The sequence below is a fragment of the Alteromonas sp. AWJ4_197 genome (assembly GCF_056160285.1).
In genome coordinates, this window is sequence record NZ_JBSWWW010000003.1 from 550,048 (window position 1) to 572,136 (window position 22,089).

Consider the following 22,089-nt stretch of genomic DNA (forward strand, 5'->3'; position numbering starts at 1 on the left):
TCACTCACCTTAAGGATATGCACTATGGTGAACAATAAACTATTACGCGTGTGCACGAATGGCGCATTAAAAATAGCCATAAAAGAGCCGTATTACGGCTCTTTTTCTTGAAGTTTTATAATTAAATATAAAACTTGAAAATGATGCTAGACTTCGAAGACTAAAACTCAAGACTTTCTATCGTTTTATCTCTCAAATCTATAGTTTGACATAGAGAATCTAACTTTTCCTGCAATTCGATACATTCTTTAATTACCAAAACTTCCAATATTTCTTTTAAACGGCTTATTTGCAAATCCTCTAGCTCTATCGTGTATAGCTCAATTCCATCTTGATTATCACGAACTATCTTTATGCTTTTCAAGTCTTCGACATCATCATGTTTGATTGAAACTTTATTATCATTTATAACAATCAACTCATCCAGAAAATTTTGAATCGCATCTATAAAACAAAAATTAAGATCGTTATCAATTCGCGGAATTAGATCATGAGTAATATCATAACTACGAGTCAGCCGTCTTAGCCTTATACTATCGCTAGATGTTTGAAACCAAACTTGGCATGAGGAAGGAAGAAAGCTAACTATAGAGCAATTTATTCCATTAAAACCGACTACATTCAAAACATGATTATAATAGGGCTTGAGGAAATATCTTTCATAGTTCTCAGTGTCAATATAAGAAAGATACTTCAACTCTTCCGCATAACTCCCAGATTTTTCGACCGCCGCAGAATAAAATTTAAGTTTCATTGTAGAGTCTGCGTTATTAATAAAGCTAGCTGCATGATATTCCATCACACTTTTATGAATGAATTGATATTCATAGCCTTCCTTTAACAGTAAGCAAGTGTTTTTTACGCAATCTTTTAAAAAGGATATCTCTGACAGCGGCTCAACATTACACAAAAGAGAAGCATCTTTGACCTTCTGAATAGCATCTCTTTGAGAAAGAGTCTTTGAATCTGTTCGCATGCAAAAAAAACTATATGCTTCAAATAACTTCTCTAGTTGATTAATTGTCAATTTTGAGGAAAAACTTCTTCTAAATCCAGGCTTAGTAGAGTCGTGCCTTTCGGCTAAAAGATTAAATAAGTCTTGATAAAATTCATAAGGAGATGATGGAATTTTATAAGTGCTATTGTATGTTATACACAATAAAGTCAGTAATAATGGGGTCGTAATAAGTTCGACAATCTGAAAACTTTCACCTTCTAAAAATTTAAGAATTTTATAAATTTCAGATGTATCTTTTTTATAAAACTTTTCCAAAATTGGCCTAAAATCATCCTGAGCTAATGGAGCAAGATCATAAACGGTAAAATATGCTGAGTTCTGTATATCGCAATTGGGCCTTGATGTTACTATGATGCTGAGAGCCGTAAACCGAGATGCTATATGCTCAACATACGATAGTGTGTCTCTAACAAATTCCCCTAACACTTCGTCAAACGCATCTAGCAATAAAATAAAATGGTTTGTTCCCAAAAATGCTTCAACTTCATCATCTCTACAGTTTAGTCCATATTCAGTCAATGCATTAGCAATTAGTTGTTTTAACGAATTTTTTTCTGAAATTTTCATCAACTCGATAAAAATTGGAATCTTGTTCCCCTTATTGAGTTCAACACCGGCAAGATATCTCAAAAAAATGGACTTGCCCTGTCCAGCAGTTCCTTGAATGACAGCTTTTTCTCTTTGTGGGAAATCATTGAGTGAATTAATTTGAATTTTCGAATCATCCCACAAAACTTTTGATGGATAGTAAAAATTAGTTAAACTGACCGCTCGATCCGTTTGCCATATTGTTTTGACATTTAAAATAGAGAGACCCTTTTGGTAAACAGCTTCCTCATTAGGTCGTCTAGATGTTTTAATTTTACCTTTTAACTGAGAGTAAATATCGCTAATCGGGCCTCTTAACGCTTGAGATTCAATGCTCATACTGCTGTCCTTAGAAGTTTTTGGGCACTTTAACACATCAAAGATAAGCTAAACACAGCTAGATATTTGCTACATATTTCAAAAAGGGAATTTTCAGAAGAAGATAATCGGGCTACAGCCCTTTAGAAATGGCGCACCCGAGAGGATTCGAACCTCTGACCTTTGCCTCCGGAGGGCAACGCTCTATCCAGCTGAGCTACGGGTGCGTAGTAGGGGGATTGAATGACAGTGGTTGTCTGCTCAATCGGGCGCTAATGATACTGATGCATGGCACCGGCTTCAACTGATTTATCCGTTATCGGGCATATTCGTTGTTTAAGAAGCCGGCCGTTGTATTTATTGCTGTTATCTTAACCAGCGCACGCACTTACACAGTAACCAGCTGAAGCTGCGTTTGGCGATGAATGCTGCGTACTGGCCGCGGCTCATCCTGTATTGTTTTACCTTCTCCAGAATGGCTGCCCATTCCTGCACAATGGCTTCGGGGTAATACTGCTTCGCTTTAACCGCCCCTTGCTGCTGCATATTACGGATGCGGTCGGGGTCGTTTTTAAGTGCAACGAGTTTGGCTTTCAAATCGTCGTAGTTGTTTATTACGACGGCCTGGGTATCGTTTTCAATTTCATCAACGTAAGCAGATTCCGGTGTACAAATTGGAATAGCACCGGTGATCCAGGCATTAAACAACTTGCTGGCGGGTTTGTTGATGTGTTTCTTACCAGTGAAGTCTCTGGCGAATAACACACCGTCTACCTGACTGTAGTTCCGCCAGTTTGCCGGTGACGATTCCAGGTGCCATTTAAGGCCGTTTTCTTCTATGAACTGATGCCAGTCGTCTGATTTCAGCTCCGGCGCCAGGTTCTCAGCCAGGCCAAAGTAGTAAATGTTCTCAAAGGTATTGCCACGGGCAGGATCTCTGGGCGTCATACCCGGTTGTGGCCAGTGGTGCACGAAATAGGTTTCACCGGTGGCGAACCGTTCCGGCCGCGGTATACCGGACATTTTGGTTTGCGCCATATTCTGACAAATATGCAACTGGGCGAAGGGATGACGGCTCCAGTCAGCCTGTATACACACCAGCACCTGCTTACGGGTTGGAATTATGGAGTCCGGCAGGAATGCCCGGTGCGCAATAATCACGCCTTCTTCCGGCAGTGTGTGGGTAAGTTCACAGGGTACGCCGGCCAGTTGCAAACGGTTATAGGTTTGCAGACCCCAGCAATATTTGCCCAGCGAATAATCTTTCCATGTGAAGTCGGTCTGCGCGGGTAACTGAGCAGGTTTCTGATCTTCCGGTAAATAGAAATACACGTTCATTGTTTAGCTGATACCACATCGGTAAGTGTTAGCGCTGATGACTGCTTAGAGCTGTTCACCTGTTTCAGGCATCGGCATTCCCTGAACAGGCAACATAGCAACGAAGCCTTTGTATTTCAAGCATTCACGGCGCTATGCAGTATGCCGTAAAAGGCGGTAAATACGGCCGTTGTCATCTGCCGGTAACTTGTGAGTTTAAGCTAATTTGGGTAATGTCCCGTATAGCTTTACTTGCAACACCATTTTACAGGGATTTCTATGCGCCGATGGCAACACGCAGTACCAGCACTTCTTTTCTCCATATTGTTTTCTGGCATCACACAGGCAAACGCGGCTGACGGTGAATGTCTGGTGAAAGATGTGTCTGATTATCAGTGGCGTGTACGTCATCCTGCCGACTTGCCGGCCCGTCTGGAACTGGCACCCGGCGCAATGGTGGAAGAATGCTTTACCATGAAAGGTGTAGGCAAATACCCGCTTACACTGACAGCCAGAGGCATTGCGATTTCAGTAAACGGTGCACCGGCTGTGAAAGATCAACCCGTTGAAGTAAAAGACGGCGACACGCTGCGGGTCAGTCTGCAGGCACCGGACAGATACAATACGATGTGGACAAACCGTCTGGAATTCAAAGAATCAGACACTGAGCGCCGCCGTGGGATTTACCGCATTGTATGGATAACACAAACCGCCAATACGCCCAGAAAACCTGAAACCTGGTACGTGGGCCCTTCCCGTCAGTACCGTCAGTTGAAGGACATTCTCCCGCAACTTGCCGCAGGCGATACAATTTATCTGGATCCGGATGCCGAATATGAGCCAGTTGAGATAAAAAACATCTCCGGCACAGAAGCGCTGCCTATCCGGCTTATCGGTAACACAAAAAATGCCGGAGACAGACCGGTCTTCGCGGGCGGTACAGAGCGTTTCAACTGGACGCTGGCAGTGCGCCATTCTCATAACTGGACTATAGAAAACGTGGTCCTGCAGGACGGCGGGCTGTGTTTCCGGAATGAAGCCACGAATACCGTACTGAAGAATGTGCTTATTCGTCGTTGCAGTACCGGCGTGCTGTCCACCGATCGTAATTCCGGCAATTTATCGATGATCAATGTGGAAGTCACGGAAAGCGGCGGTAAGAAGCCGGGCCGCTCCTGGGGACATGCTGTGTACGTAGCCAGCGATCAGCACAGCTTTCCGGGCAGCCAGTTTCTGTTGAAAGACAGCTTTCTGCACGACAACCGTGGCAACAGTGTGAAATCCCGTTTTGAAAACACCCTGATTGAGAATAACTGGATTGAATCCGGTGAAGATCCTCAGGCGAAATACCTGGTGGAGCTTATCGGGTACGATCAGAAATACGATTTTACCGGCCAGCAATTTAAGGTAAAGGGCAACACAATGCTGATGCGCCCGCCGGGTCTGGGCAGCCGTACAGGCGGTGACGGGAACAGCGGCTCAAGAGGCGATACGCTGTACGAAAACAACTTGTTTTTGATAGATGAAGATTTTGGCCGCACCATTGTCAGAACCTTTCAGGGGCTGCACTCAGTAACGCTGCGCAATAATTCGATTGCCTTTATTGAAGATGAGAATGAGCCGGTACTGCTGACAGATGAAATTCCGGATGCAAACTGGGTGGAAGGCCACCCGGTGATCACCCTTGAGAACAATAACGTGACGGAAGATACCCGTCTGCTGAAGCGGGATGAAACCGGTGACGGCGATGACCGTTCTGCGGTGACCATTACCGGCAACCGGGAGCTGCCCCCTATTGTCACGACGATGGAAAAAATCGAAGAATTACGGCCACAGGAAGGTGGCTACATTGAAATTAAATCGTTCTGACGCACTCGAACGGTAAAAGTACAGCAGCGCCTCAGCGGCGCTGTACAGTATCGATAATACGCTGTGCAATGGCTTGCGGCGTGAGCATGTTGCGGTAATAGTTCAGGTTCGCATCACGCATTTTCTGCATGGCTTCAGGTGATTCCAGCAAGCTGGCTACCTGCTCAGTACATTCTTCTGCAGTGGTGTATTGCAGGTAATTCTGTTTATCCTGAATATCGCCGGGCAGGCTGTAGTTAAACACTTCGCTGACAATAGGTTTGCCCAGAGCCACATATTCCGCAAATTTTGCGCCCAGGGATTCATGTAAGCCGGTAGAGGCAATGCACACGCCGGCCTGTTTTACTCTTTCCAGATAGTTTTGTTTAGAGGTATCGTTTGCAGCGATAACCAGATCCGGTGCAACCTTGCGGGCATACGCGTCATCCATCACCCCCACCAGCGCTCTGTCGCCAAAGCGTTCTTTCAGCTGGCGTACACAGGCGATACGCAGGGAATTAATTAACCGCCGGTCTTCGGCCTCCGCTTCACTGATTTCAAATTCTTTATCAAAATCCGGGTCCCACAACCGTACATAAAACATCACGGTATTGCCGGCCGGATACGGATTCTCAAACTGGGCAGCACGGGGCATAAAGCTCATTTTGTTGGCCGTATCCACAGACTTAATAAACGTTTTCAGTTTATTGGATGCGCCGCTGTCAGAATAGGCCATGTACCGGCGGGTTGTGAGCACGGAGCGGACTGACGGATAGATTTCAAAATACAGCCCGAATGGCTCCAGCTTGTTCATTGCCGCCGCATCTTCAGGCTTCAGGGTGCGCTTGAAGTAGACATCGCACTTATCGTAATCCTGCTGGCTGATTGCCGGCGAGTCGGCTGTATCGACAAACACTGAGCGGTTATCCACAGTAAATGACAATCCGCTTTTGTGATGACGTTGACAGTCGAACTGATAATCCAGCCTGATGTGCCCTTTTGCAGCCAGCGCTTCCATACCGGTGTAAACCTGCTGCAAATGTCGGGCATTGGATGCTAACGGAATAACAACGTGCGGCTTACTTGTACTCACAGTATTTCCTTATTGATGCAATCAGCGTTCACGGCACAGCGAATTACTTGCCGTGGATCACTTTATATTCTTCGTGCTGTATACCGAACAAACCGGCAATGGTGCCTGCGGCAGAGCACAGGCGGAACAGCCCGTCCACCCGGGTTGTTTTATTATTGGTAACAACACCGGTAATGAGTTTCGCCAGTCCGCGAAGCACTCTGACACCACTTAATGCCACGCAGCGGAGTAAGGCAGTTTTGTATGATTCTTCAAACACGTGAGAACGGGTATAGCCGATCCCGGAACGGAATCCCCGCCGGCAGAACCATTTAACGGATGCCCGTGAAGCGGGAAATTCTTCCACCACCGGAGCATCGATATAAACACACTGATATCCCGCCTGCTTCGCCCGCAGGGCAAAGTGATAGTCACTGGCACCGGTCATGGCAAAACGGGCATCGAAACAAGGCGTCAGTGCTTCGGTTATGCGCCGGCTCAACAACAGGTTATTGGTGTAAAACACGTCAATGAACTGTCCGTGTGTGTAGGGATTTTTGCCGTAAATTAATTCGACAGCCCACTCCGGTGTGCCCGGCTCGCCCACAGAAATAACATGGCTGGTCACCACATCCACATTGAATTCACCCGCCGCACTGACCAGCCGGTTAAGCCAGTCAGGTTGTTGCGGCCATTCATCGTCATCAATGAACACCAGGTAATCGCCATTCATCTTATGGAACAGTTCCACGCAGCGGTTGCGGGCAAACACAATACCCTGCTGTTTTTCCACGTCGTAAGACACCGGAATAGCCCCGTCCTGCTGACGGGAGATAACGACGTCCTTACTGCTCTCACTGGCATCGTTATCCACCACCAGAATGCGGGGGTTGATGTCTTCATCGCACTTAAGCGCAAGCAATCCGTCCAGTAACCGCCCCAGCCATTCCGGGCGGCGACAGGTAATAACGGCAATGACCACATTTTTCATTTGCTGTTCCTGTTTCTGACCAGGTTAATGAGCTCCATGCTCTCTTTTCGGGCACACAGTAAAGACAGACCGGTATAAATCACACCACCGGTAAAGACCTGAATAATAAATACCAGCCAGGGAGTCATGGATTGCATCAGGTACTGCCCCAGCCACCAGGTAGCAGTAAGCATACACAAGCCAATCAGATGGGGCTTGTACACCGCGCCGATAAAACGCTTGAAGCGGATATTCAGGCAGCGGCATGAACGGTAAGATGCAATCATAAAGCTGATAAAGAATGAGAACAGCCACGACAATGCCATGCCTCCGCTACCAAACTGTGCACCGATATAAAAGCCCGGGATCAGAATAGCGGCAAAGATGATCGTGTTGACGATGATCACATTCATTTTATTCAGTGATTTCAGCACCGGCCCGAACAGCTGTTCCAGGCTCCGCATTGGCATAGATAAACAATACAGTGTGATGATCATTGCTGCCGGTACCCACTTCTCGCCGAAGAATGCCGGTACCATGGTATTGGCTGTGGCCGCGACGCCCCAAAAGACGGGAACGAATAGCAAGGCACTCATGCGCTGACTTTTCAGGAAATAATATTCAATCTGCGAAGCCTGATCCTGAATTTTAGAATAAACCGGCAGCGCGACCTGCCTGAGCAGCGGCAGCACTTTTACCGCCGGCATCATCGCCAGCACGGCAGCGAATTGGTAAAAACCTAGATCGATAGTACTTAAATACAAACCGGCAATGGCAATATCGAGATTGAAGATGCTGTAACCCACGGTGGCCTGTAGTGCAGCTTTCCATGAGAAATCGAGGATCCCTTTGATTTTGGATGTAAGTTTGCCGGGCCGTACCCATTTACCGGCACGGATGAGATAACCGGTTTGCCGCACCGTTTCCATCGCCAGAACACCAAACACGATTGACCAGTAACCCAGCCCGTACCATGCCATAAATACAGTTGAAAGCGCGCCGAGAGACTCTGACGCTGCATCAACCATAGACAACTTTTTGAAGCGCATTTCCTTGTTGAGCATGGTGCCCGACATGAAGCCTATCAGGGAGATCAGGAAAGTGAGGGATGACACGCGGATGACATCTTCCAGCCTGGGATCGTCGTATACACCGGCAAGAACCGGCGCCAGCAACTGAAGTAACAGAAACAGTGAGGTATGGGCGATGATGGTCAGCGTATAGAACTGTCCGAGAATGTCATCATCGACGTCTTTTTCCCGGATAAGCGCAGCAGCAATACCGTTTTTACTGAACGCCCACAGCAGTGATGTAAAGAACGACGATAAAGCGATAACGGCGTAATCTTCCGGAAACAGGAAACGCAGGGTGAAGATGGTGGTAAGCCAGCGCACACTCTGTCCGAGGATTTTACCGATAGCCACCCACTTCAGTGAATGCAGAACAATGCTTTTCATTATTTAGACGCTTTCCCTTCACCGGCGGATTGAAGAAAAACGCGGTAATATTGTTCAGCAGTCTCTTTCCAACTGAAAGAGCCGGCATGTTTAACAGCAGCTTCAATCGCCTGCTCTGAAACAGGATTCAGCATCAGTGATTCCATCGCTGACGACAGAGCAGAAACAGACGCCGGCTCGACCAGCGTTGCGTAACTGGCGGCAACCTCTTCACAGGCGGTACCTGATGAAGTGATCACCGGGCAGCGCATGGCCATCGCTTCAATAATCGGGATCCCGAAGCCTTCGTAAACGGACGGGAAGACAAATGCGCCGGCACCGGCATACAGCGCAACCAGCTCCTCTGCCGACAGCCGCTTATTGATGATTTTAACCCCGGGTACATCGCAGGTACGGTCACCGGCCAGCTTTAAAAAAAGCGGCCACTTGTTGTCTGCTTTGATTTTTTCGTACGCTTTAATAATACGGTCAACGTTCTTGCGAGACTCGTCGTTGGACACATGGAGAAAGTAAGGCGCAGTATTTTCAGCGGGGTTCTCAGGCGGCGTAAATACCGATAAATCCACGCCGTTGAGAATAACGTCGATTTTACCGGACGGAATATTCAGGGTGTCGTTTATTACCTTTTTAGAAAATTCTGACACGGTAACAATGCGGCTGTAGCGGCCGGACGCCGCTTTCCACGCTTTTTTCTTACGACGGTTACTTTTATAGATTTCAAAGCGGTGACGCAAACCTTCGCTGTAATGCTCCGGAAATACCAGCGGGCCCACACCGTGCAGAGTAATGATTAGCGGCTTTTCCAGCAGCGTCAGCCATTTCGGCGGTGCGTGACCACCTCCTGCGCGGGGATCCCAGATAACGTCAGCAGTGGATAACTGCGCAGGCTCACCGGAACAAAAGTAAGACGCACCGAGCTCCGGCAAATACTGCACGATATTGTCGATACAGACATTAAAGCTTTCCGGCAGCGTCTGCGGCCGGTACACGCCCACTGTGAACATTTACTACTTTACCTTTTAAAATCTTACTTTTTGCTTTTAACGAACTGTTCCAGCTTTTTAAGCGGCCAGCTGACTTTCCACCACAGTGATTCGTAGGCTTCAAGAAAATGACGGCGGAAGTACACTTCTTCTTTCTTCAGCGATAACAAATGTTCCACCAGCACGGGGGACAAATTGTCCAGATACGCCTGATACCGCGCACTGAGTGCGACCAGTTTATCATGATCTGTTTCCCGTGCAGTAAGCGCGTTATACACCTGCGCAGCAATATCAGACAGTTCACCTTCAGGTATGTTAACGCTTTTCTGATTACGCATTTTCTTGTCAACAAAACCCAGTTTCAGCGCATCCACATCGATGTTGAGTCCGGCAGCATCAGATACGGCCTTTGCCATCTCCTCAGGGCGCTCCAGTAACGTGTGATAGCTCAAGATATAGCGAGGCTTTCCCTGGCTGCAGAAGTAGCCGGTGAGGGTATAGTTAAGCCATAACATTAATGATTTATCGGCAGAGAAGCCGTCACGCTTTTTCAGCGAGCCGTATACTTCAAAGGGAGAGCGCACCATCAGCAGATAAAACGGTGACAACGCCATTTTATCGAACACCTGTTGCCAGAAAGGCAGCAGCAACGTGGTACGGGGATCTTTCATTCCCCAGCAGGATTGTTTGCCGTAATCGCTTTCAAGCACCTTTACCGCTTCATCAAGCAAATGACTACCGTTTTCCGGTGGCGCTGCGTACATGTTCTGTGCAAGAGGATCGTCCCAGGACCATAAGGCTTCATCAAGAAGCTTTTCGTTCATGTTGACCAGATACGAGTTCTCGTAAAACCCTTTCTCGTTTACCCCTTTTTGCGGCGCAAACAAAGCACTGCCCATGAAAACACCCAGTTCGGCAAGCATACCGGAGACAGCGGAAGTACCGCTGCGGTGCATTCCGATCACAATGACGGCTTTCTGTTCCATTTATACAACTCTCTTACGGAATGATTTCAGGGTGCGCAGCAAGGGCGGCGGCGTAACAGATAACAACAGCCCGGAAATGAGGTATTTCACCTGTCCGGGTTGTACTTTCCAGGCATTCAGGTAACAGTGACCGGCATCCTGCGGGTGATTCTGATATAACAAATTATTGGCATAGTGCAGATAAATGCCGTACTCGGCTTGTTTACACAGTGCTTTTTCCTGCGCACTGACACCGTCCATGGCTGCAATTTTACGCACACAAACCAGATCAGCGATCAGCATTTTCTTTTCATTCAGGGAATAGTTTTCTCCGTGAATAAAATAAATGGCGAGCGGACGCTTTATCACGGCAAGGTTAGAAATACGGGCCATACGCAGCCACACGTGGCGGTCATCCACACCATGCAATTCGCGGCTTTCATCGAAACCACCAATTTCAAGAAACAGCGATTTACGGGCCATGGCGGTACAGCAGGAAATGAAATTCCGTTTCAGTAACGCTTCAAAACACTGCCCTTCGAATTCCGGCTCACTGACCGACACTTCGCCGTGCTTTCGCACTTCTACCCAGCTGTAAACCAGACCTGTTTCAGGATTATCAAAGGCCGGCAGCTGGTACTCCAGCTTTTCAGGCTTCCATTGGTCATCCTGATCGCAAAAACCAATCACATCCCCTTCTGCCACACTAATACCGTAATTACGTGCTGAGGCAACTCCACCGTTTTGCTTAGCGTGATATTTCACCCGCGGATCGTGCAGATAGGTTTCGATCAGTGCTTTTGAGCCGTCGGTAGAGCCGTCATCAATAAGCAGTATTTCCAGGTTGGGATACGTTTGTGCCAGCAGGCTGTCTATGGTTAAGCCCAACGTTTTCTCACCGTTGTATACGGCAACAATGACACTGGCTTTCAAAGTACTCAATTTACCTCTCCCTGAATGCTTTAGTAGAAGTACGACAGCAAGCTTTTCAGCAGCAGGTACAACAGAATCAAACTGACAACACTGTATCCGATACCCCGCGCAATATCTTTACCCTGAAATGCCAGCGGCAACTTCGGATACTTATTACGCAAGCGGTAGAAAGACGCCGACACGATTGCCGCAAAAATGTAGAAGAACATGGCGTAGCTGCGGCTGATGAAGAATGCCGTTACGGCAAAGCCGATAATTGACACCGCCATGTACAAGCTCAGCGTTTTCTCCTGGCGCAGGCTGTCTCCGGCTTCACCCGGAATATCCGGCATTCTGCGGATACGGAACAGCATGTAAAAGATGAAGATGAAAAATGCCATCCACAGCGTATACCCGATGATGCCAAGCTCGGACATAATGGTTACAAATGAGTTATGAGCAACCTTGGGGTGATACTCCAGAAAGCGGTTTTTACCAAACCCAAACAGAGGCCGGTATTTAACCATCTGGATCCCTTCATACCAGGCAGTCAGACGGTCCATGGCACTGGCGTCTTTATCGTCAATTGACCGGAAAGACATCAAAGCAATAAATCCTGCAGGCACGCCCATTGCGGCCACCAGCATAGCTTTTACCTTGCCGAAGCGGATATAGAAGAAAGCGAAGAAAACAGCAAACGCACCAATCATGGAGCCCCGGCTTCCGGTCCAGTAAACCCCGAGCAGTAACAGCGCAAACACACTTAAGGATGCCAGCTTGGCCAGTTTGCCTTTTGCTGTCACCAGAAAGTAAGCAGCAAAAGGAATGTTCATGACCAGGAACATCCCCATGTCGTTGGGATCGTTAAAGATACCGATATAACGAACCTGCTGAATTTCGTTAGCACTGTCGTACCGGTAAATGGCGCTTTCCGCCCAGCCCTGTCCGAGAGGGTCGGCAAGCTGGCTCCATGCCTGATGAACCATGACAAGACACGCCACCAGCGATATCAGCAGGATAATGCGTTGCCGCTTCAATGACACCAGAAAGCCAAGATACAGAATGAATGGAATAACGTTCGAGTTTACCCAGTCAATTACCGGCGTGAGATCACTTAAGAACCGCCCGGCGCGGAACTCAGACAGCACCATGGAAAACAGCAATAACACCAGCAAAGTACACTGGATATCCCATATTTTCGGTCTCAGGAAAAGCAGATAAGCAACGAATGTGGAGATCAGAATGGTACGCAGGATCGGGAATTCAACTTCCCAGAACGGCCATTCGTGAGGACGAATAAAAACCAGTGCCGTGTATAAACACAACAAAAAGAAACCAAACGGTGAGGTTGCCGCATCGTTAAGCGGCTTTAATTTATGCGCGGAGGGCGCTTTGGGTATGGCCTGCTGTTCGTTCATCGGTTCACACCTTGTGACGAACACCTGCCCCGTAAAGTGTGCCCACTTTCAGCATCCGTGCCATTCATCCAATAATTCATAACTTCCGTACCGGGTTATACAACATTTCGCGCTTAAAACACGCAGAATAAACAGTATTCAAGCGGTATTCAACTAACTCGGCGGTAACGCATTCGCACCACCGTATGCATTACGATATCTTCGCTTAAAGGATCGGAATTATTTCATCCGGACACGCACGACATACTCAAAACCCTAAAGCTTCGGCTAACGTCTTCATGAATCTGGCGTTTTCATGACCGAAATCAGGTTAAAGAATATTTCACCCACTTTTTCCAGGTATTTGTGACCAAAATGTTGTCGGGGACTTTTTAACCGCTATAATCAGGCAATTACTGCTAATAAGACCGTTGCCGGAGACAGATGTGAAAGTAAAAGCATTGATAGCGATGACTGTTGCTTTGGGGCTCACCACCGCCCATGCACAGGAAATGACAGACGAAGCAATAAAAGAAAGAACAAAGCCTTACGGTGAACTGAACATCGCAGGTGCAGCGGCTGCAGGCGCCGGCGCATCTGCCGCCCGTTCCGGTGAAGATGTTTACAATGGCGCGTGTGTAGCCTGCCATGGTTCGGGTGTTTTAGGTGCGCCGCGTTTGCACAATGCTGCAGACTGGCAACCCCGCCTGGATGAACGTGGGCTGGACGGCGTATGGCAAAATGCTTTGAATGGTATTAACGCTATGCCACCCAAAGGTACCTGTGCCAATTGTAGTGATGACGAGATTAAAGCAGCCATCGAATTCATGATCGAAGGCATTTAATTAACAAATACTTTACCCTGCATTCATAATAAGCATTTTGACTGCAGGGTATTAATCTTCATACACTTCCCCGCCAGTTCCTGACAAATTCCCTCAGATTAACGTCAATAAGTAGCATTTTTCATACAAATCGGTTAATTTATTAACGGGCACTAAACAGAATAATAACCGGCTAATCAGGATGTCTTCAGAGTCAACGCAGTACGAGTTGTCAGAGGAAGAGCTTCGCGAACTCATACCGCAGCTGCAACAACTTACGGACAAGTACAAACGGTCTGAGCGCGTACAGAAAGCGCTTTTCGATATTGCCGAACTGGCAAGTTCCGTCAGCAATCTAAACCGCCTCTATCCCGCTATTCATGAAATCATTGGTGACTTCATGAATGCAGATAATTTCTTCGTTGCCTTCTACGAAAAAGACGCCAACCTCGTTAACTTTGTTTATTTTGTCGATGAATTCGACGAACAGACTATCAGACAAATCCCGGCAGAATCGTTGATGGACGGGATCACCGGCCACATTCTGCGTACCGGCCGTCATGTATTTCTCGAAAAAGATAATCAGGAAGCCTTCACCCGTGAAACCGGGGTGAGCATTGTTGGCGCTGTTCCCCATCAGTTTCTCGGTGTACCGCTAAAGCGTGGCTCGCAGGTTATCGGCGCAATGGTGGTGCAAACTTACGACGACACAATGTTCTATACAGATGAAGATCTGGAAGTGTTGTTGTTTGTCTCCCAGCACATTGTGAATGCGGTAGACCGGGTAAAAAGCCGCGAACTCACTGAGCGCACCATCCGGGACAGAACGCGGCAACTTCGAAAAATCAATGACGAGTTACAGGAAGAAATTCTTGAACGCCAGAAAATAGAAACCCTGCAACAGGCGTTGTATGAAATTTCAGAGTTGTCGGCGAACCTGGAAGGCGACATGGATGCCTTCTACGCCAGCATACACAAAATACTGGCCCGCCTGATCACTGCTCCTAACTGTTACATTGCCACGCTGGATGAAACCGGAGAATACCTCGATTTCCCCTACTTCAGCGATACCACCGAAGATACCATTGAACGCAGGCCGCTGGGACTGGGCTTATCGGAATTCGTTTTACGTACCGGCCAGACGGAGCTTATCAACCCGCCACGGGTACTGGAACTGACTCAGGCAGGCGAACTGGATGTGGCAGCTGCCCAGCGAATGCTAAAAAGTGCGAACTCCTGGCTTGGTTCCCCGTTGGTGGTAGACGGAAAGATTTCCGGCGTTATAGGTATTCAGACCTACGGTAAGCTGGCTAAATACACGGCTAAAGATCTCGAATTGCTGCGCTTTGTCTCCCATCACATTGCAGCAGCAATTGGCAGAAAGCGGAATACCGACGCGATTCAGCAATACAATGCACTGCTTGAGGAAAAGGTCAGAGAACGCACCCGGGAACTTGATAAGATCAATTCCTTCCTGAAACAGCAGATTGAAGAACGAAAAGAAATAGAACTTAAACTGATCCATGACGCGCATCATGACAGTCTCACCGATTTACCTAACCGCACGATGTTCACCAGCCGGCTTGAGCTGGCTGTTGCCAACAAGCAGCGCTACCCGGAAAACCTGTTTGCAGTACTGTTTATCGACTTAGATCGCTTCAAAACCATTAACGATACCCTCGGCCATCATGCCGGCGACGAATTCCTTATCGAAGTCAGCCGCCGTATCGCTTTGTGTATCCGCGGACACGATCTGCTTGCCCGCCTTGGCGGTGATGAATTTGTGGTATTGCTGGATAACTTTGAAGATGCTGCCGCCGCTGAAGACGTAGCAACCCGTATCATTGATGCGATTTCTAAACCTTTCCTTCTTGATGGCAAGGAGATGTATTCCGGCGCGAGCGTGGGAATAGCTCATCTTGAATCATATTACCGCACCGCTGATGAAGTGCTGCGGGATGCAGATGCAGCTATGTACCAGGCCAAAACGCTGGGTCGTGGCCGTTTTGTGATGTTCGATAAATCCATGCGCGACCGCCTGATTGAGGAACTTGAGCTGGAAAACGAGTTCCGTCTTGCTCTGCGCCGGGAGGAGTTCGACTGTTATCTGCAACCGGTGATGGATTTGCGGAACGACAGCGCGTTTTATCATGAACTCTACGTGCGCTGGGAGCATTCAAGACACGGTAAAGTTAACCGTAAGCATTTCCGGGAAGTGGCAGAGCAAAGCGGCCTGACACTCGACCTTGATTTATTCCAGCTCCGTAAAGCCTGTGAATTGCTGAACGATGAAAAGGAAGAACCTGCCGGTATCGAAAAGATTGCAGTGAATGTGTCGATTAATCACCTGCTGCAGGCATCACTGGTCACAAAAATTCTGCAGTTAGTAGAAGAATATAAGGTATCACCTGACCGGCTTGTGTTTGAGTTTGATGAAAACGATTTAAACCGGCGTTCCCAGTTTATCCTTCCTGCGATTAAGAAACTGAAACGGGCCGGCATCACCCTGGTGCTGGATAACTTTGGTAGTGGTCTGGCATCACTGAGCTACCTGTTTGCCTATCCTTTCGACTACATCAAAATTGACCACAGATTCGTGAAATCCCTCCCCCGGTCACAACGGAACCTGAAGCTGATCCAGTCGGTTATGCTGATTTCAGAACATCTGAAATTCGACGTTATCGCCGAAGGCGTCGACGCCAGAGCTCAGCTTAAAGCCCTGAATGAAATTGATTGTCACTATGCCCAGGGCAAGATACTTTCAACCCCGGAACCGGTGGCAAGGCAGAAACGCGCGTAACAACGCGCTTTAATTCTTCCCTAACATGGCTTTTAAGCTGGCGAGTCCCGCTTCGTTGGTCTTTTTGCGCTGCTCCGCTGAGGGTTTCACTTTCTTTTCTTCCCACACAACGTCATCTACAGGCAGTTCGTAGAGGAAGCGGCTGGGTTCGGGGTTGATAACTTCACCGAACTGTCTGCGCTCTTTCGCCAGACTGAAGATAAGTTCGCGCTGGGCACGGGTGATCCCGACATAAGCCAGACGCCGTTCTTCTTCCACGTTATCTTCATCAATACTGCTCTGGTGAGGCAGTAAGCCTTCTTCCATTCCCACCAGGAACACCACCGGAAACTCCAGACCTTTTGAGGCATGCAGTGTCATCAGCTGCACCTGGTCGGCTTCGCCGTCTTCCTCGCCCCGCTCCATCATGTCGCGCAAAATAAGGCGGTTCACCACTTCCTGCATGGTCATCGGTGACTCTAAATCAGACCCTTCCAGCATATCAGTCACCCAGCCAAACAGGGTACTGACGTTCGCCATGGCCATTTCAGCCGCTTTGGGACTGGGGCTGTGCTCATACAGAAACTCTTCGTACTGCATGGAGCGGATCATATCCCTTAATACCGCTTTGCTGTCGCCGCGCACAACGTTGTCTGAGGTTTCCACCACCCACCGTCCAAACCCGGCAACACGCTGGTAAGCCGATTCACCTAATACGCCGGAAAGACCTGAGTGCGTGGTAGCAGCAAACAGCGAAATACCGACCTGATTAGCGAAATTTCCCAGCTTCTCAAGTGTTGCCCGGCCAATTCCCCGATTCGGTGTATTAACAACACGCAAAAAGGCGTTATCGTCATCCTGATTCACCAGCAAGCGCAGATAGGCCATGATGTCTTTCACTTCAGTTCTGCCGAAGAACGACATGCCACCGTTGATACGATAAGGAATACGGTTGCTCATCAGCAGCTTTTCGAACAGACGGCTCTGGTGATTACCACGGTACAAAATCGCGTAGTCTTTGTACTGGGTGCGGTTCATAAACTTATGCGCAATCAGTTCAGCGACGACTCTTTCCGCTTCATGTTCTTCGTTCTTGGCCGAAAGAACACGCAAGGGTTCGCCGTAGCCCATCTCAGAGAAAAGGGTTTTATCAAACAGGTGCGGATTGTTCTGAATAAGAATGTTGGCGCAGTGCAGGATCCGGCCTGAAGACCGGTAATTCTGTTGCAGCTTTATCACATTCAGTTTCGGGAAATCCTCTTGCAGCAAATGCAGGTTCTGCGGACGCGCCCCACGCCAGGAATAAATTGACTGATCGTCGTCACCCACCACAGTAAACCTTGCCCGCTCTCCCACCAGCAGTTTAACCAGTTCATACTGACTGGTGTTGGTATCCTGATATTCGTCCACCAGCAAGTAGCGGATTTTACTTTGCCACTTTAACCTGACCTGCTCATTGGTTTTAAGCAGTAAGGTAGGCAGCAGGATAAGATCATCAAAATCCAGCGCGTTATAGGCCCGCAGGTGATTTTGATAATGGCGGTAAGCTTCTGCAAATTCCCGTTCACCGGCACTGGTGGCTTTTTTCGCCAGCGCATCGGGTAATAACAGGTCATTCTTCCAGTTTGAAATACAGCTTTGCAGCAACTGAAGTTGATCTTTGTCGCCGTCGATAGTGTCTTCGGTTAAGTCATTCAGTAGCGCTGTGGAATCTTTATCGTCAAATAATGAAAAGCCGGGTTTGAGTCCAAGTTCTTTAACATGGGCCTTGATGATGGTCAGGCCCAGGGTGTGGAACGTACACACTTTCAGGCCTCTGGCCTCCTGCTTGCCAAGAGTCTGCCCTACCCGCTCTTTCATTTCCCGCGCAGCCTTATTGGTAAAGGTCACAGCGGCAATTTGCCGCGCCGGCAAATCGCATTCCCTCACCAGGTGAGCTATTTTATTGGTGATTACGCGCGTCTTTCCGCTTCCGGCACCAGCCAGTACCAGACAAGGCCCGGAGACGTACGTCACAGCAGATTGTTGTGCATCATTTAACTTCATAATGAAAAGGAGCGAGCTAACGGTTTGAGAGAATGACGGTTTTTTAATTGCATGTGCGTGGCATCTAATTAGAATACGAAACACATAGTCGCGATGACGCGCATTATAAAGGAAATAGTATGCTTGATCCGAAAAAACTCGAAGAAATCGCCAAACAAATTTCAGACGCTGTACCGCCCGGGGTACGTAACATGGCCGAAGGAGCCGAGGCACGGGTGAAGCAGGTATTGCAGGCCCAGTTAAGCAAACTGGACCTTGTTACGCGGGAAGAATTTGATATTCAAAGCCAGGTACTGATCCGTACCCGTGAAAAACTGGAAGCCCTGGAAGCCCGTCTGGCTAAGCTTGAAGAAGACAACACGCCGGACGCTTAAGTGCTCCGGCGTTGCAACATATGCCTTAACCCTACAATGCGTTAAGGCCTATTCTGTCGACCATTAACCCCACAGCAAATACTAAACCGACATAGTGATTGTCCAGAAACGCTTTAAAGCAGGCCATCCGCCCGCGGTCCCGTGTTTCGTAAGACTGAATAGCAAATAAAACGGCACAGGCTACCAGCGCCACGTACACTGGCCAGCCGTAATTCAGTGAAACCGCAATACTTCCCAGAACCCCCAACGTGAACAGTTGCAGTAAACCAATGATCAGACGGTCGTTTTTACCAAATAAAATGGCAGACGATTTAATGCCGACAATCAAATCATCGTCACGGTCGACCATGGCATAGTAAGTATCGTAGGCGATGGTCCATGCCAGATTAGCAATAAACAGCAGCCAGCCTTCAATGGGTACATATCCCAGTGTGGCGGCAAAGACCATGGGGATCCCCCAGCCGAATGCCGCGCCCAGCACAGCTTGTGGCATATGGGTGTAACGCTTCATAAACGGATAACTGGCAGCAAGTAACAGGGCCACCACGGACAATGCAATGGTTTGCCAGTTAAGCAGTAAAACCAGTAAAAACGAGATCCCGACCAGCAAAGCAAACAGCTGCAAGGCTTCTTTTTCAGTTACTGTGCCCGCCACCAGCGGACGTTGATTGGTGCGCTTTACACTGCCATCTACTTTCCTATCTGCGTAGTCGTTGATGATGCAGCCGGCAGAACGCATCAGTACCACGCCGGCGATGAATATCAGCGAGATCCCTAAATCCGGCAGGCCACCGGCAGCGATAACCAGCGCCCAGATAGTCGGCCATAACAGTAAATAAATACCGATAGGTTTGTCCATGCGGGTCAGTTGCATGTACGCCCGCCAGTTACTAAAAGACAATTCAAGTGACATGTTTAACGTTCCGTTTGATAAACAGGTGATTCAGGTAAGAACAGTTCAGCAACCAGCAGGGCATGCTGCCGGTAATGAAAGCAGGAACGCCGGCCCAGAAGCGTGATTCCGGTATCGCCGGCGAACGATGAATTCTCCACTTTACATAATTCAAAGGCGCCGCGCACGAAGCGGTCATCATTAAATAAACGCTTACCCAGAGGCTGACTGCCAAGCTGATTAAATTCAGTTTCCATCAGCACCAGCGGAATTACCGAGCGGGCGAATACCCAAGGCGTGCCGCCGTTCATTAAGAGGACTTCCCGAACAATGTATTTGCCGTCACCATCTGGTACCGCCACAGCACTGAGGCAAGATAATTCAGCGTCATGGAGCGGCGCATTGCCTTCCCCCACCAGTGCCAGAGAAAATTTGTCAGTAAGAGATTCTATCCGGTCGGTCAGTGAACCGGTGTCCAGCAACCAGGAACGGGCACAGACCGGCAAAGCCTGAGCAGCACTGGCAGCTTCCCAGGCAACATCAAGACCGGCGGGAAAGGTTAAATCTAATTCCAAAGACTAATACACCATTGAAGATAACGGCCCTATCTTAGCATTGGTATAGCACTGAGCCCAAAGTCCTGTGCAAAGATACCCTATATTGCGGTGTTTATTTTGCGGCGTTTGCTAAACTACACTCATACTTGTAACGCGTTAACTGACTGAAATTCTGTATAGCCTATGAAAATGTTATCTCTTCGTGCATTCGCTGCGTTGTCATTACTTTGTAGCCTGCTGAGCTTTTCAAGCCATGCCCAGGATGCTCCGAACTACGGGTATTTAAGCCTGGAGCCGGACATCATTACTAATTACATTGGTCCTTCCGCGAAAAAACTTGGCTATGTGCGGGTCACGGTAGAATTAATGATAGACAGTGTGGATGTACTCGATATTGCAGAGCATCACCTGCCATTATTGCGTGCTACAGCCATCGAAATATTTGGTCAGCAACCGGAAGATAAAGTGAAATCGCTCACCGGACGGGAAGACATCCGGCTGGCAATTTTAAAGGCGCTGCAGGATCACATGCGTAAAGAGACCGGCGCCAGCATTGTAAAAGACGTCATCTTTACCAAGTATTTGTATCACAGCTGAGCCGGTTTGCGGCGGCCTGAGCCCAGTGCCAGTAACGCCGCCATCAAACAACCGCTGATAAGGCCGACAGTATGAGCCGTGTTGGCCATGTTCACCCACAGCACATCAGCATAGCCCAGCACCAGCCACACCAGCATGAAACCGACAATGGCTTTGGGAATGGATAATCCCCAGGACGGTCTCAGCCAGCCAATCCACCATACGAATCCGAGTACGGCATAAACCACACCGGACAAACCGCCGAAGGCAGGACCACTGACCACAGCCTGCGCGAGGTTTGATGCTATCGCGGAGACCACAAACACCAGCAGCAACATGGAGAAACCAAAGGTGCGTTCAATCTGCGCGCCCAGCATGCTCCACCACAGCAGATTAAAGATAAAATGCAGGGCAGAGAAATGTATGAATGCAGGCGTAATCAGGCGCCAGTACTCATGGGTTTGCAGCAACTGTCCCACAGGCTGCATTTTCAGGTACTGACTGACAGTACCGAAGAAGCCGAGCCAGGATAGGGCATAAACCAGTGTACAGATGAACAGAACGGAGGCTGCGAACGGCGCAGTTTTCGCCCACGACAACAAATTGCCGATGCTGAGATTACCGGATTTCGAAGGATGTAATGCCACATGCTCACCGTTTTCCCAGGCAGCCTGCTGATATTTAGGATGGCCTGGCTGACGGATGAACTCTTCGCAAATTTCAGTCGCACGGCTAATGTCTCCGCCGTCAGCGAGTACAATAATGTACTCACCCTCTTTTTCAGAATCTGCAACCTGAGAACGTAACTGCTGGCTGGTCAGATAATTAGCCAGCAGATGAGCGTAACTTTCATTAGTAATAGCAATTAACGGTGTACTCACGTTTATGCTGTCACCACATCCTGAGAGAGCTTCCACGCTTCAAAGCCGCCGTCCATGCTGTATACGGAATCGTAGCCCTGCTGCGCGATAACGTTAGCCGCCTGCTGGCTGCTGACGCCGTGATAGCACACCACCAGCACGGGTTTGTCTTTGGCAGTGTTTGTCAGAAATTCAGCGAAATTGTCATTACTGAGATGAAGAGCATCAGGCATGTGCCCTGTTGCAAAAGATTGCGGATCACGAATATCGACAACCGCAAACTCGCCGAGTCTGGCTGCTGCATCCTGTACGCTGATATGCTGAAATTCTGACATT

General features: G+C 48.4%; 19 protein-coding genes and 1 tRNA gene. 5 read left to right on the top strand and 15 right to left on the bottom strand.

What is annotated here, in order from left to right; translation table 11 throughout:
- Positions 1-160 precede the first annotated feature (160 nt).
- The 3 genes from ACXAGC_RS08995 to ACXAGC_RS09005 all read right to left on the bottom strand — a co-directional run bounded on the left by ACXAGC_RS08995 (position 161) and on the right by ACXAGC_RS09005 (position 3,262).
- Positions 161-1,945: an NACHT domain-containing protein gene (locus ACXAGC_RS08995; protein WP_474844109.1), complete on the bottom strand. Its 1,785-nt coding sequence runs from the start codon at positions 1,943-1,945 to the stop codon at positions 161-163.
- A 129-nt stretch (positions 1,946-2,074) separates the two neighbouring features.
- Positions 2,075-2,151 (bottom strand) — tRNA-Arg (locus ACXAGC_RS09000).
- 139 nt (positions 2,152-2,290) lie between these two features.
- Positions 2,291-3,262: a glycosyltransferase gene (locus ACXAGC_RS09005; RefSeq protein WP_474844110.1), complete on the bottom strand. Its 972-nt coding sequence runs from the start codon at positions 3,260-3,262 to the stop codon at positions 2,291-2,293.
- Positions 3,263-3,520: 258 nt separating this feature from the next.
- Here ACXAGC_RS09005 and ACXAGC_RS09010 point away from each other — a divergent pair, with 258 nt between their 5' ends.
- Positions 3,521-5,110, top strand: a complete 1,590-nt coding sequence (locus ACXAGC_RS09010; protein WP_474844111.1) for a hypothetical protein — start codon at positions 3,521-3,523, stop codon at positions 5,108-5,110.
- Between the two features lie 31 nt (positions 5,111-5,141).
- Here the strand turns inward: ACXAGC_RS09010 and ACXAGC_RS09015 are convergent, their stop codons facing one another.
- The 7 genes from ACXAGC_RS09015 to ACXAGC_RS09045 are packed head-to-tail and all read right to left on the bottom strand — an operon-like array spanning position 5,142 to position 12,866.
- Positions 5,142-6,182, bottom strand: a complete 1,041-nt coding sequence (locus ACXAGC_RS09015) for a glycosyltransferase (protein WP_474844112.1) — start codon at positions 6,180-6,182, stop codon at positions 5,142-5,144.
- Positions 6,183-6,225: 43 nt separating this feature from the next.
- Positions 6,226-7,152 carry a glycosyltransferase family 2 protein gene (locus tag ACXAGC_RS09020; protein ID WP_474844113.1) on the bottom strand — a complete coding sequence of 309 codons (927 nt, stop codon included), beginning with the start codon at positions 7,150-7,152 and terminating at the stop codon, positions 6,226-6,228.
- Positions 7,149-8,588: a lipopolysaccharide biosynthesis protein gene (locus tag ACXAGC_RS09025; RefSeq protein WP_474844114.1), complete on the bottom strand. Its 1,440-nt coding sequence runs from the start codon at positions 8,586-8,588 to the stop codon at positions 7,149-7,151. The genes ACXAGC_RS09020 and ACXAGC_RS09025 overlap by 4 nt, the downstream gene beginning before the upstream one ends.
- On the bottom strand, positions 8,588-9,592 hold the full coding sequence (locus ACXAGC_RS09030; RefSeq protein ID WP_474844115.1) for a glycosyltransferase family 4 protein: 1,005 nt from the start codon (positions 9,590-9,592) through the stop codon (positions 8,588-8,590). The genes ACXAGC_RS09025 and ACXAGC_RS09030 overlap by 1 nt, the downstream gene beginning before the upstream one ends.
- Before the next feature lie 23 nt (positions 9,593-9,615).
- Entirely contained in the window at positions 9,616-10,557 is a 942-nt protein-coding gene (locus ACXAGC_RS09035; RefSeq protein ID WP_474844116.1) for a sulfotransferase family protein, read from the bottom strand.
- Positions 10,558-11,478: a glycosyltransferase family 2 protein gene (locus tag ACXAGC_RS09040; RefSeq protein WP_474844117.1), complete on the bottom strand. Its 921-nt coding sequence runs from the start codon at positions 11,476-11,478 to the stop codon at positions 10,558-10,560.
- A 20-nt stretch (positions 11,479-11,498) separates the two neighbouring features.
- Complete coding sequence (locus ACXAGC_RS09045; protein ID WP_474844118.1) at positions 11,499-12,866, bottom strand: O-antigen ligase family protein; 1,368 nt, start codon at positions 12,864-12,866, stop codon at positions 11,499-11,501.
- Positions 12,867-13,291: 425 nt separating this feature from the next.
- On the opposite strand from ACXAGC_RS09045, the gene ACXAGC_RS09050 reads away from it, so the two are divergent.
- Together ACXAGC_RS09050 and ACXAGC_RS09055 are read left to right on the top strand one after the other, a co-directional pair.
- Entirely contained in the window at positions 13,292-13,690 is a 399-nt protein-coding gene (locus ACXAGC_RS09050) for a c-type cytochrome (RefSeq protein ID WP_474844119.1), read from the top strand.
- Positions 13,691-13,871: 181 nt separating this feature from the next.
- Complete coding sequence (locus tag ACXAGC_RS09055; protein WP_474844120.1) at positions 13,872-16,469, top strand: sensor domain-containing phosphodiesterase; 2,598 nt, start codon at positions 13,872-13,874, stop codon at positions 16,467-16,469.
- A gap of 9 nt (positions 16,470-16,478) precedes the next feature.
- Here ACXAGC_RS09055 and rep read toward each other — a convergent pair whose 3' ends face one another.
- On the bottom strand, positions 16,479-18,494 hold the full coding sequence (rep, locus tag ACXAGC_RS09060; RefSeq protein WP_119499478.1) for a DNA helicase Rep: 2,016 nt from the start codon (positions 18,492-18,494) through the stop codon (positions 16,479-16,481).
- 119 nt (positions 18,495-18,613) lie between these two features.
- Between rep and ubiK the strand changes: the two genes are divergently transcribed.
- A complete protein-coding gene (ubiK, locus tag ACXAGC_RS09065; protein WP_119499477.1) occupies positions 18,614-18,868 on the top strand; it encodes a ubiquinone biosynthesis accessory factor UbiK in 255 nt (84 codons plus the stop codon).
- 31 nt (positions 18,869-18,899) lie between these two features.
- Here ubiK and ubiA read toward each other — a convergent pair whose 3' ends face one another.
- Together ubiA and ACXAGC_RS09075 are read right to left on the bottom strand one after the other, a co-directional pair.
- The gene (gene ubiA, locus ACXAGC_RS09070; protein ID WP_474844121.1) at positions 18,900-19,781 is read right to left on the bottom strand and encodes a 4-hydroxybenzoate octaprenyltransferase; all 882 of its coding nucleotides are present in this window, start codon (positions 19,779-19,781) and stop codon (positions 18,900-18,902) included.
- A 2-nt stretch (positions 19,782-19,783) separates the two neighbouring features.
- Entirely contained in the window at positions 19,784-20,335 is a 552-nt protein-coding gene (locus ACXAGC_RS09075) for a chorismate--pyruvate lyase family protein (protein ID WP_474844122.1), read from the bottom strand.
- A 165-nt stretch (positions 20,336-20,500) separates the two neighbouring features.
- Between ACXAGC_RS09075 and ACXAGC_RS09080 the strand changes: the two genes are divergently transcribed.
- Entirely contained in the window at positions 20,501-20,914 is a 414-nt protein-coding gene (locus tag ACXAGC_RS09080) for a flagellar basal body-associated protein FliL (protein WP_442858435.1), read from the top strand.
- On the opposite strand, the gene glpG is transcribed toward ACXAGC_RS09080, so the two are convergent.
- Both glpG and glpE read right to left on the bottom strand, forming a co-directional pair.
- On the bottom strand, positions 20,905-21,774 hold the full coding sequence (glpG, locus tag ACXAGC_RS09085; RefSeq protein ID WP_474844123.1) for a rhomboid family intramembrane serine protease GlpG: 870 nt from the start codon (positions 21,772-21,774) through the stop codon (positions 20,905-20,907). The two genes, ACXAGC_RS09080 and glpG, sit on opposite strands and share 10 nt — an antisense overlap.
- A gap of 2 nt (positions 21,775-21,776) precedes the next feature.
- On the bottom strand, positions 21,777-22,088 hold the full coding sequence (glpE, locus tag ACXAGC_RS09090) for a thiosulfate sulfurtransferase GlpE (protein ID WP_119499473.1): 312 nt from the start codon (positions 22,086-22,088) through the stop codon (positions 21,777-21,779).
- Position 22,089 lies beyond the last annotated feature (1 nt).